Consider the following 11,509-nt stretch of genomic DNA (forward strand, 5'->3'; position numbering starts at 1 on the left):
ATGTGGATAGAGGCCGAACCCGTCTACGGCGCCCTGGTGTCACTGGCCATCGGGCTCATCATCGGGCTGGAGCGCGGCTGGCAGGTACGCCAGCTAGGGGATAACCAGCGCATCGCCGGGATGCGGACCTATGGCCTCATCGGCCTGCTCGGCGGTGTCTGCGCCCTGCTGTTGCCGACCCTGGGTGCCTGGCTGGCACTGCTCGGCCTGCTGGCGGTCGTCATCGGCTGCGGCCTCTCGGTCTGGCTGGCCCAGCGCTGGCAAGGGGAGTTCGGCCTCACCAGCTCGGTGGCCATGGTGCTCACCTATCTGCTGGGGCTGATGTCGGTGTTGCAAAGCCCGAGCGAGGCGGTAGCCTGCGCCGTGCTGGCCGCCCTGCTGATGGGGCTCAAGGGCCAGATCCAGCAGGGCATGCTGTTCCTGAGCGAGACCGAGTTTCACGCCACCCTGCGCTTCCTGCTCATCTCCCTGGTGCTGCTGCCGGTGCTGCCCAACACCGAGATGGGGCCGCTCAACGCCTTCAATCCCTTCAAGATCTGGCTGATGGTGGTGGTGATCGCCGGTATCTCGTTCTCGGGCCACTTCGCGGTGCGCCTGCTCGGCACCCGCTCCGGGCTGGTGCTCACCAGCATGCTGGCGGGGTTTGCCTCCTCCACCGCCCTCACCCTGCAGTTCGCCCGCCTCAACAAGGAGCAGCCGGGGCTGGAACGGCTGCTGGCCACTGGCATACTGCTGGCGGGGGCCACCATGTGGCTGCGGCTGCTGGTGCTGGTGCTGCTGATCCACACCGAGCTGGCGATGCGCCTCGCTGCCCCCCTGTTGCTGCTGGCTGCCACCGTCTACGGCTTCGCATTCTGGTTCTGGCGCCAGCGGGAGGAAACCAGCGACAACCCGGTGCAGCCCGAAACCCGCAATCCGCTGGATCTCGTCACCGCCATCAAGTTCGGCCTGCTGCTGGCGCTGATCGGTTTCATGGCGACACTGCTGCAGGGCAGGGTCGGCGACTCCGGGGTCTATCTGCTGTCGCTGGTGTCAGGCATCACGGATGTGGACGCCATCACCCTCTCCCTCTCCCAGCTCGCCCACAAGGATCTGGCGCTGGCGGTGGCGGCCCGGGGCATACTGCTGGCGGGGCTGGTCAACTCCCTGGTGAAAGGCTTGCTGGCCCTGGTGATAGGCGGCCGCCGGCTGGGGCTGCGGGTCATGCTGCCCTATCTCGTCTCGGCGCTGCTGATCCTGCCCCTGCTGGACATCGGCTCCTGACGGCACCCGACAACAGAGGTATACTGGCGCCTCTTGGCATCGGAGGAGAGACGAGCATGGCGAGTGATTGGGACAACATTCTGGCGGGTGGCCCCCTCACCCAGACCGAGGAGATAGCAAACGACCGCATCCGCGGCCAGGCCTTGCTGGCCCAGCTCAACGGCTCCTCCTCCGGGGATCATCCCCTGCGCCAGCGCCTGTGTGGCGAGCTGTTCGGCCAGTGCCCGGATTCGTGCTGGATCAGCACCCCCTTCACCTGCGAGTTTGGCCGCAACATCCATATCGGCGAGAAGACCTTCTTCAACTTCAACGTCACCATACTGGACGTCGGCGAGGTGCATATCGGCAACCATGTGCTGCTGGCCCCGAACGTGCAGATCTACACTGCCACCCACAGCCTGGACCACCTGGAGCGTCGCAGTTGGACCGCCTACAACAAGCCGGTGCGCATCGGCGATGACTGCTGGATAGGTGGCGGCGCCATCATCTGCCCCGGCGTCACCATAGGGCCGAGATCCATCATAGGCGCCGGCGCCGTGGTCTCCCGCGACATACCCGCAGACTCTCTGGCCGTGGGCAACCCGGCCAGAGTCATCCGCACGTTGAGCCCGGACGAGCCACGGGATCTGGAACTGACATCATGATCTGGCTCGCCCTGCTCCCCCTGCTCTGGACCGGCTGGATCGGCATTCAGGACGCCAACTGGTGGCCGCTGGCTCTGGTCACCACCATGAGCCTGCTGACGGCGCTGGCCTACGCCCATGACAAACGCCAGGCGGTGCGCGGCGGCTGGCGCGTGCCGGAATCCCGTCTGCACCTGCTGGAGCTGCTCGGCGGCTGGCCGGGGGCGCTTATCGCCCGCCACTGGCTGCGCCACAAGACCCAGAAGGGAAGTTACCGGCTGGTGTTCTGGTTTATCGTGCTGCTGCACCTGACCCTGTGGGGACTCTGGGTCGGACGACCGCTCTGGCAGGGAGCTTGAGGGTTTATCTTCCCCTTATGGCTCTCCGGGGGGAAAGATCAGGTTGGAGCTGAACAGTACAGACCGATATGGCCGCTGTTTTCCCCTTCCCTTCCGGCGGGAGAAGGGCCGAGAATGGGGGTATTGCGCAGTCACGCAAGCTCTGAACGAAAGGAGTCCGTTATGACCATGTGGACAGGCATAGTCCTGATCGTCTTTATCAGCGTGCTGTTCGGCTATCTCGGCAAGCGTGCCCGCTACCGGCTGGGGGATGCCCGCATCACCGACCGTCTCGGCAAGCAGGACATGATCATCAAGGAGCTGCAGGAGCGGGTCGCCAACCTAGAGGCCATCGTCATCGAAGAGGAGAAGCGGCGGCCTTTCAAGGAGCTTTGAGCCCCAGGAGCTGACGACACGGCGCCAGAAAGCAGTGAAATATTTCGTTTAAACGGCAACCAACAGGTTGCCGTTTCGCTATATGTAGCAAGGTTGGTATTTATCACTGCCTCTATCAGGATGGTCGGCGTTGCATCGCCTCTGCCAGCGCCGTCTGGCCCTTGGTCTGCAGAGCATCTATGGCTCCCTGCCGGTCCGCCCCCTCCTTGTTCTGGCTCAGCTTGAACTTGCCCACCAGCTCGCTTATCTCGACTTCGATACCGACCACGGCCGCCACCATGGCCTCGAGATAGTCTCGCGGCGCGTCCGCCATCTTCCAGGGGCTGGACTCGGCTGCCTCATGAACCCGCGTCAGGCTCGCCAGCAGGCGGCGCACGAAGCGGGCATCGTCGCGTACCCGGATGCGGCCGTGGGCATGCACCACGGCGTAGTTCCAGGTCGGCACCTGCTTATGGTGTTCCTGCTTGCTCGGATACCAGTTCGGGGAGACATAGCCGTCGGCGGCCTTGAAGAGCACCAGCACCTCCTGCCCGTCCGTCACCGCCTGCCAGAGCGGGTTGTTGCGGGCTACGTGAGCGCGCAGGACGCCATGCTCCCCTTCCCCTGCATCGAATTCGAACGGTAGGTGATCCGCATCCAACCCTCCCTTGCCCTGAGTGATCAGGGCCCCCAGCGGATGGGCCCGCATCAGCGCGTGCAGCGCCTCGGGATCTGTGACGGCAAAATGGGTTGGCAGATACATAATCACTCCTTGGACGGTGGAAAGACCCGAGTTCCATTCGGGAAGAGCTCGCCTCGGCGAGCACGGATATTCAGCTCAGGGCCATCAGGTCCTGGCAAGCGCTTGCAGCCACTCATGGCCCGCCGGCCAGGAACCCAGGCCGCTGGCGCCATTGATATGGCCCGCCTCGCCTATGTTCACCAGAGTGCTGCCCCAGCTGGCCGCACATTGCTCCGAGTGGGCAATGTCACCATAGGGGTCATCGGCGCTGGCAATCAATATGGATTTGAACGGCAGGCTCGCCATTGGCAAGGGTGCAAACCCCGTCGCCTGGCTCGGAAATACCGGGCCCAGAGGGTCTGGCACCGCCACCAGCAAGGCGGCCTTGATCGTCAACTCGGTTTGCGCCGCCCAGTGGGCGACCAGCAGGCATGCCAGGCTATGAGCGACCAGGATCGTCTCCTCGCCATGGTGTTTGACGCTGGCCTCGAGCGACGCAACCCAGTCGCTGCACGCCGGGCTGTCCCAATCCAGCTGTTCAACCCGGCTATAGCCACGGTTGGCTTGCTCCCAATGGCTCTGCCAGTGATCCGGCCCCGAGTTTCCTATCCCTGGCAATATCAGTACTTTCATATGGCAAGTTTCCTTTTGCGACTAGACCCGGATCACCCTGTGCGGCAGGGCCTTCCATCTTGGCAGGATAAGGACTGCCAAGACAATAAAACGGCAACCATAGGGTTGCCGTTTTTGACTCCTTCGGACAGCGAGTTGTTTATTCTAGCGTTTGGCCAGCCAGGCTTCGGCGGCAACCAGGGCGCCTTCGATCTGCTCCCGGGCGACGCCGCCCTTGGCTACCCGTTTGGCCAGGGTCGCTTCCAGCTCCAGGTTCGGATAGACGTCCTCTTCCACCACCGGGCTGAAGCGCTGGAACTCGGGCAGAGACAGGCCCTCCAGCGGCTTCTTCACGCCGATCGCGTAGACCACAGTCTCGCCGACGATATGATGTGCCTCGCGGAACGGGATGCCCTTGGCGACGAGGTAATCCGCCAGCTCGGTGGCGTTGGCGTAGCCGCCCTGAGCCGCCGCCTTGGTGCGCTCACCGTTGACCTTGAGATCGATCAGCACCAGCGCCGCCATGTCGAGGCAGTCGTGCCAGGTGTCGAGGGCATCGAACAGCCCTTCCTTGTCTTCCTGCATGTCCTTGTTGTAGGCCAGCGGCAACGCCTTGAGGCTCATCAGCATGCCCATCTGGGCGCCGACCACCCGGCCTGTCTTGCCACGGATCAGCTCGAGCGCATCCGGGTTCTTCTTCTGCGGCATCAGGGAAGAGCCGGAAGTGACCGCATCGGACAGCTCGACGAAGCCCGCCTCGCCGGTGTTGTAGAAGATAAGATCCTCGGCGAAGCGCGACAGGTGCGCCATGGAGAGGGATGCCACGTGCATCAGCTCCACCACGTGATCCCGATCCGACACCGAATCCAGGCTGTTGCGGGTCGCGCCGCTAAAGCCCATGTCCAGCGCCAGCGCTTCCCGGTCGATGGCATAGGCGGTGCCCGCCAGGGCGCCGCAACCCAGCGGGCTGGTGTCGAGGCGCTTCAATGCATCCTGCAGACGGGAGTGATCCCGCTCCAGCATCTCCACATAGGCCAAGGCCCAGTGGGTGTAGGTGACCGGCTGGGCGCGCTGAAGATGGGTGTAGCCCGGCAGCACCGCGGCCTGATTGGCACGAGCAGACGCCACCAGCCCCTGCTGCAGCCCCGTGATGGAGGCAAGCAGTAGCTCCCCTTGGGCCTTGCACCAGAGTTTCAGGTCGGTCGCGACCTGATCGTTGCGCGAGCGGCCGGTGTGCAGCTTCTTGCCGAGGGTCCCGACGGCGTCGATCAGCTTCCCTTCGACCCAGGAGTGGATGTCTTCGGCATCCGAGCTCAGGATCTGCTGGGGATCCTGCTGCACCGAGGCCAGCAGCACTTCCATCGCCTGTTGCAGCTGTGCCTGTTCTTCGCTGGTCAATACACCGACCTTGACCAGGGCGCGGGCCCAGGCCATGGAGCCCTGGATATCCTGCTCCGCCAACCGGTAATCGAAGCGCAGGGAGTCGTTGAACTGCTTGAACCTGCTGTCTGCTCCCTGACTGAAGCGTCCACCCCAAAGTGCCATACTGCTCTCCTTGAATACGTTGCCGGTAGGCGTCTTGCGCCTGCCGCACTCGCGCGGCCCCTTGGCCTGCGCGCTGAAATCTTGCCCTGTATTTTTCTGCATAACAGTGCGGTGGCTATCGGTGCGGTTACAGTTACCGCCCCCCTCATCCCCAACCCTTCTCCCGCGAGGGGAGAAGGGAGCAAAACGGTGCTCTACGGGTAAATCGTGGTTAATCTGCCAACAAAAAATGAGCAGCCACCTCCACCACACCTAACCTCGATCGGTTCCCTCTCCCTCTGGGAGAGGGCTAGGGTGAGGGCGGCGCCAATGACCGCCCCTGTTATCTCACAGAAGCGGCCAGGGTGCTGCCGCTCTTGTCACAGCTCACCGGTTATCCATCCCTCACTTACAGACGAGGGAATCAAGTCGCCGCTTATAAGTGAGGGGGCCAAGCCCCCTCACCGGTGTTAGCGGGTTAAACCGGAACATTAGCCGTGGGTATGGTCGCCGCCGATGGCCTGGTGCTGCTCCTTCATGGCGCGGATACGGCTTGCCAGGGTGTAGAGACGGATAAAGCCTTCGGCGTGGCTCTGGTCGTACACCTCGTCGGCGCCGAAGGTGGCGAAGTCTTCGGAGTAGAGGCTGTTCGGCGACTTCTTCTGCACCGCGGTGACCTGACCCTTGTACATCTTCAGGATCACTTCGCCGTCGAGATCCTCGGCGATGGCGTTGGCGGAGGCGACAATGGCCTTGCACAGCGGGGTGAACCAGCGACCGTCATAGACCAGGTGGGAGAACTCGGCACCCAGCTTCTCGCGCCAGGCGCGGGTCGGACGATCCAATACCAGCTCTTCCACGGCGCGCAGCGCGGCGACCATGACGGTACCACCCGGAGTCTCGTAGCAGCCACGGGACTTCATGCCCACCATGCGGTTTTCGGTGATGTCGATGCGGCCCACGCCGTGCTTGCCGGCACGCTCGTTCAGGGTCATCAGGATCTGGTGCGGGGTCAGCGGCTGGTCGTCGACCGCCACCACTTCGCCTTGGGCCACGGTCAGCTTGACGTATTCCGGCTCGTTCGGTGCCTGCTCGGCGGAGACGGTCCACTGCCAGACCGCTTCGGACGGCTCGTTCCAGGTGCTTTCCAGCTCGCCACCCTCGGTAGAGATGTGCCAGGCGTTCGCATCGCGGCTGTAGATCTTCTTCAGGGTCGCCTTGCAGGGGATATCGCGGGCTTCCAGATAGGCCAGCAGATCCTCACGGGAGCGCATGTCCCACAGACGCCAGGGGGCGATCACCTTGAGTTGCGGTGCCAGGGCCGCCACGGCGCCTTCGAAACGCACCTGATCGTTGCCCTTGCCGGTACAACCGTGGGAGATGGCGTCGGCGCCTTCCGCCAGGGCCGCTTCCACCATGGCCTTGGCGATGATGGGACGGGCCATGGAGGTGCCGAGCAGATAAGTGCCTTCGTAGACGGCGCCGGTCTTCAGGGTCGGGTAGACGTACTCTTTGACGAACTCTTCGCGCAGGTCTTTGACGATGCACTTGGTGGCGCCGGAGGCGATAGCTTTTTGCTCGATCCCTTCCAGATCGTCGCGCTCCTGGCCGACATCGGCGACGAAGGCGATGATTTCCGCGTCATAGTTCTCTTTGAGCCAGGGAATGATGGCCGAGGTATCCAGTCCGCCCGAGTAAGCCAGTACTATCTTGTTGATTCCGCTCATTTACTTCTCTCCATGATGATTCGATAAGGTGTTTGATTCAGGCTCGGTTGCCGCGTCACTTGTGCCCAAGCAGGGTCAGCAGCACGGCGTTCTGGATATGCATCCGGTTTTCTGCCTCATCCAGGATGAGGGAGGCTGGGCCGTCCATGACCTCCGAGGTGATCTCCAGCTCCCGGTGCGCCGGTTGGCAGTGCAGCACGTGCTGGATGCCGGTCCGGTCGAGCAGGGCCTGGTTGATCTGATAAGGCATGAAGATATCTTTTACCTGCTCCATTGGCGTGTTGTCACCCATGGAAACCCAGGTGTCGGTATAAACCACGTCGAAACCCTCGATGGCGCCCACGTCATCGCTGATATGGATGTGCGCGCCGGACTGGGCCGCCAGCGCCTGGGCCTGCAGGAAGATCTGGGTATCCGGGCCGTGGCCCTTGGGGCAGACCAGGGTCACGTCGGTGCCGAGCGTCGCCCCCAGCAGCAGCAGGGAGTGGCTGACGTTGTTGCCATCACCCAGATAGGCGAGCTTTACCTTGGACAGATCGCTGTAGTGCTCGGCTATGGTCATGAAGTCCGCCAGTCCCTGGCAGGGATGGTAGAGGTTGCACAGGCTGTTCACCACCGGCACGCTGCCGTGCTCGGCCAGGCCCACCAGCGTCTGGTGGTCGAACACCCGGGCGACTATGGCGTCACACCAGCGGGACAGATTGGCGGCAAAATCCTGTACCGATTCGCGCTTGCCGAGCGCCCCGTTCTGCTGATCCAGGTAGACGCTGTGACCACCGAGGCGGGCGATGCCGATGTCGAAGGTGACCCGGGTGCGCAGGGAAGGCTTCTCGAACAGGGTGACCACGCTCTTGCCCGCCAGGGCCTGGCTGTACTTCTTAGGATCGGCCTTGACCGATTTACCGAGCGCGATCAGCGCCTCGATCTGGGCCTTGCTTAAATCGCTGTCTTTCAGAAGATGTTGCATCGGATGTTCCTTTTTCCGGCCAGGGTTAGAGGGTGACTTGGGTGCCGACGGAGCCGCCCGCCAACAGCTTGAGCAGCTGATCCGGGTAGCGCCAGCTGGCGACGCAGACCGGCTTGCCCAGAGTCTCGGCGGCGTGCAGGGCCGCCTTCACCTTGACCGCCATGCCATCCCGGATGACCCCCTTCTCCATCAGATCCAGTGCGGTCGCCTTGTCCAGCTGCGGCACCAGCTTGCCCTTGCCATCCAGGATGCCACTCACATCGGACAGCATCACCAGATCCGCGCCGAGCGCCTCGGCGATGGCGGTAGCCGCCTGATCCGCGTTGACGTTCATCAGCTGACCCTCGGCGGTGATGCCGATGGAGCTCACCACCGGCAGAAAGCCCTGTCCCAGGATGCCCTGCACCAGCGCCGGGTTGCCCGGCTGGCAGTCACCGACGGCGCCGAGCTCGGGATCGAGCTGGGTCACCTGACAGAGGCCGCCATCGGCGAGGCAGAGCCCTACCGCCGGGGTGCCGGTGGCGATGGCCTTGGCCATCATCATCTTGTTCGCCGTGCCCGCCAGGGCGCCGGCGATGAAGGGGATCTGGTCGAACGGGGTGACCCGCAGGCCGTTCTTCTTGGTGGAAGTCAGTCCCAGCCCCTTGAGCAGGTCGTCCACCAGGCAGCCGCCGCCGTGCACCAGCACCAGGGGTCTATGCTGCTCGTCCAAGAAGCTCTTGAGGGTGGCGAACAGGGCGGTCAACGCCTCGTCGTTCTCGATCAATGCCCCACCCAACTTGATTACCAGCGTCTGCTTGTCCATCGTCGCAATCCTTCCTTTAAGTCCTTAAATCAGGCCGGTGGCCGGTTCAAACCCAAACTTGATATTTATGCACTGCATCGCCTGAGAGGCGGCGCCCTTGAGCAGGTTGTCGATGGCGGAGACCACCACCAGCATGTTGCCCTGCTGCTGCCAGGCGAGATCGCAGTAAGGGGTGTTCGCCACCCCGCGAATGGAGGGCATCTGGCCGGTGAGGCGCACCAGGGGCTTGCCTTCGTAAGCCTTGAGGTAGGCCTGATCCACCTGGGTCGGCGTCACGCCGTCCGCGAGCTGCACATAGATGGTGGCCAGAATGCCGCGCACATAGTTGCCGAGGTGGGGCTGGAACAGCACCTCCTTGCCGAGGTGGTGGCTGATCTCCGGCTGGTGCCTGTGATTGAAGGTACCGTAGGGATTCAGGCTCACCTCGCAGAAGCTGGTGCCGATGGCCGCCTTGCGACCGGCGCCGGAGACGCCGGAGACCGCGTTGATGATGGGCTGCCAGCCGTTGGCAATCAGACCCGCCTGCTGCAGCGGCTTGAGGGCGCACAGGGACGCGGTCGGGTAGCAACCGGGCACCGCAATCAGCTGAGCGGCCTGGATGGCATCGGCATTCCACTCCGCCAGGCCGTAGGCGGCCTTGTCCAGCCACTGCTCGCTCTGGTGGGTGAAGCCGTAGAAGGAGGAATAGAACGCCTGATCCTTGACCCGGAAGGCGCCGGAGAGATCGAACACCGGCAGCCCCTTGGCCAGGAACTTGGGCGCGAGCTCGGCACTCACCTCGTGGGCGGTGGCCAGCAGCACCAGATCGGCCTGGGTCAGGATCCGGCTCATGCCGTCCTCGTCCAGGGGCAGCAGCGGCTGATCCAGCGCGCCGACCCACTGGGGATGCAGGGAGGAGAAACGCTTGTGCGCATCCTGGCTGCCCGCCGACACATAGAGGCCGAACAGCTTGAGTTGTGGATGGTTCTGGACCAGTGCGGCCAGTTCGGCTCCCGCGTAGCCACTGGCACCGACGATAACGGTGTTAAGCATTGTTGAGTATTCCAAGTCTGGGTTCGAAGTTCACAGCGCGATGCTGTGGTGCAAGGGGTGATCTATCGCCCCTTTGACGCAGCGAGTGCGGAGGGGCAATCAGGCGGGGTTGTGTCGTCGGTTACAGATCAGGTGACAGAACATTAACTTTCCCTTACAACTAGAAGCCTTGTCGATGAGCACTTGAAAAGAATATTCATGCACTCACTTTGCATTTGTATTTTCTAACAGAAACATTCCGGGGACGCAAGGAGCAGCTGATGGCCAATCTGGATTTTTTTTCACTTTATAAGAATATTATTGCGATTCCCTCTATCAGCAGCACGGATCCCCGCTGGGATCAGAGCAACGAAGCGGTGATCCGGCTGTTGGCGGACTGGTTCGGCCAGCTCGGCTTTCACTGCGAGGTGACGGCGCTGCCGGACTTGCCCGGCAAGTTCAATCTGGTGGCCACAATCGGCCAGGGAGAAGGGGGCCTGCTGCTGGCGGGCCACACCGATACCGTGCCCTTCGATGAGGGAGGCTGGAGCAAGGATCCCTTCAAGGTGACCGAGGAGGGTAACCGCCTGTACGGGCTCGGCACCATCGACATGAAGGGCTTCTTCGCCTTCATCGTGGAGGCGCTCAAAGAGATCGATCTCACCACCCTGAGCAAGCCCCTGCGCATCCTGGCCACCGCCGACGAGGAGACCACCATGGCCGGCGCCCGCGCCATCGCCGCGGCGGCCGAGCTCAAGCCGGACTACGCGGTGATCGGCGAGCCGACCGGCCTGGTGCCCGTGGTGGCCCACAAGGGACACATGTCCGAGGCCATTCGCATCACGGGCAAGAGCGGTCACAGCTCGGATCCCGCCAACGGCGTCAATGCGCTGGAGATCATGCACCAGGCCATGGGCCAGGTGCTCAAGCTGCAGCACAGCCTGAAGGAGAAATACGCGGATCATAGGTTCGCGGTGCCCCAGCCGACCCTGAACCTGGGTTACATCCAGGGGGGCGACAGCCCGAACCGCATCTGCGGCTGCTGCGAGCTGCACATCGACATGAGGCCCACCCCGCAGGTTGGGCCGGATGAGCTGATGGGCATGCTCAAAGAGGCGCTCTCCCCCATCGAAATCCACCAGCCGGGCTGCCTGCATCTGCAGCACCTGCACGAGCCCATTCCCGCCTACGCCTGCAAGGACGACTCGGATCTGGTGCGCGAGGCCGAGTTGGCGAGTGGCCGGGCGGCCGAATCCGTGAACTATTGCACCGAGGCCCCCTTCATCCAGCTGCTCGGCTGTGAAACCATAGTGCTGGGACCCGGCCACATCGCCCAGGCGCACCAGCCGGACGAGTATCTGGATCTGTCGTTCGTCAAACCGACCACGGCGGTGTTGCAACACCTGATCCGGCGTTTCTGTGTCTAGGACGAGGGGATTGTAAGTAAGTTACATGACATGCCGAGGTGGGACAGGTGAAGGAAATACATGTTCTGTATCGGCCTGTTATTTGACCTTGCGCA

Annotated in this window: 12 protein-coding genes; 5 read left to right on the forward strand and 7 right to left on the reverse strand. The window is 63.0% G+C overall.

The window, feature by feature from the left end; all coding sequences use genetic code 11:
• From BN1124_RS16635 to BN1124_RS16650, 4 genes are all read left to right on the forward strand, one after another.
• The gene (locus tag BN1124_RS16635) at nt 1-1,263 is read left to right on the forward strand and encodes an MgtC/SapB family protein (RefSeq protein WP_042643709.1); all 1,263 of its coding nucleotides are present in this window, start codon (nt 1-3) and stop codon (nt 1,261-1,263) included.
• 56 nt (nt 1,264-1,319) lie between these two features.
• On the forward strand, nt 1,320-1,907 hold the full coding sequence (locus tag BN1124_RS16640) for a sugar O-acetyltransferase (RefSeq protein WP_042643711.1): 588 nt from the start codon (nt 1,320-1,322) through the stop codon (nt 1,905-1,907).
• Entirely contained in the window at nt 1,904-2,245 is a 342-nt protein-coding gene (locus BN1124_RS16645; RefSeq protein ID WP_042643713.1) for a DUF1294 domain-containing protein, read from the forward strand. Before BN1124_RS16640 ends, BN1124_RS16645 begins: the two co-directional genes overlap by 4 nt.
• A 162-nt stretch (nt 2,246-2,407) precedes the next feature.
• Nucleotides 2,408-2,620, forward strand: coding sequence for a hypothetical protein (locus BN1124_RS16650; protein WP_042643715.1), 213 nt, complete (start codon nt 2,408-2,410; stop codon nt 2,618-2,620).
• 115 nt (nt 2,621-2,735) lie between these two features.
• Here BN1124_RS16650 and BN1124_RS16655 read toward each other — a convergent pair whose 3' ends face one another.
• The 7 genes from BN1124_RS16655 to argC form a co-directional block, all read right to left on the reverse strand.
• Nucleotides 2,736-3,362 carry an FMN-binding negative transcriptional regulator gene (locus BN1124_RS16655; protein ID WP_042643716.1) on the reverse strand — a complete coding sequence of 209 codons (627 nt, stop codon included), beginning with the start codon at nt 3,360-3,362 and terminating at the stop codon, nt 2,736-2,738.
• 84 nt (nt 3,363-3,446) lie between these two features.
• Nucleotides 3,447-3,974, reverse strand: a complete 528-nt coding sequence (locus tag BN1124_RS16660) for an RBBP9/YdeN family alpha/beta hydrolase (protein WP_042643718.1) — start codon at nt 3,972-3,974, stop codon at nt 3,447-3,449.
• 144 nt (nt 3,975-4,118) lie between these two features.
• Nucleotides 4,119-5,498, reverse strand: a complete 1,380-nt coding sequence (gene argH / locus BN1124_RS16665; protein ID WP_042643719.1) for an argininosuccinate lyase — start codon at nt 5,496-5,498, stop codon at nt 4,119-4,121.
• A gap of 470 nt (nt 5,499-5,968) precedes the next feature.
• Nucleotides 5,969-7,204: an argininosuccinate synthase gene (locus BN1124_RS16670; protein ID WP_042643720.1), complete on the reverse strand. Its 1,236-nt coding sequence runs from the start codon at nt 7,202-7,204 to the stop codon at nt 5,969-5,971.
• Nucleotides 7,205-7,259: 55 nt separating this feature from the next.
• Nucleotides 7,260-8,171 (reverse strand): ornithine carbamoyltransferase, encoded by a 912-nt coding sequence (locus BN1124_RS16675; RefSeq protein WP_042643722.1) that lies wholly within the window; start codon nt 8,169-8,171, stop codon nt 7,260-7,262.
• A 25-nt stretch (nt 8,172-8,196) separates the two neighbouring features.
• Nucleotides 8,197-8,976 carry an acetylglutamate kinase gene (gene argB, locus BN1124_RS16680; protein ID WP_042643724.1) on the reverse strand — a complete coding sequence of 260 codons (780 nt, stop codon included), beginning with the start codon at nt 8,974-8,976 and terminating at the stop codon, nt 8,197-8,199.
• A 24-nt stretch (nt 8,977-9,000) separates the two neighbouring features.
• On the reverse strand, nt 9,001-10,008 hold the full coding sequence (argC, locus tag BN1124_RS16685; RefSeq protein ID WP_042643726.1) for an N-acetyl-gamma-glutamyl-phosphate reductase: 1,008 nt from the start codon (nt 10,006-10,008) through the stop codon (nt 9,001-9,003).
• A gap of 260 nt (nt 10,009-10,268) precedes the next feature.
• On the opposite strand from argC, the gene argE reads away from it, so the two are divergent.
• Nucleotides 10,269-11,414, forward strand: a complete 1,146-nt coding sequence (gene argE, locus BN1124_RS16690; RefSeq protein WP_042643728.1) for an acetylornithine deacetylase — start codon at nt 10,269-10,271, stop codon at nt 11,412-11,414.
• Nucleotides 11,415-11,509: the final 95 nt, after the last annotated feature.

The sequence above is a fragment of the Aeromonas eucrenophila genome, assembly GCF_000819865.1.
Taxonomy (GTDB): Bacteria; Pseudomonadota; Gammaproteobacteria; order Enterobacterales; family Aeromonadaceae; genus Aeromonas; species Aeromonas eucrenophila.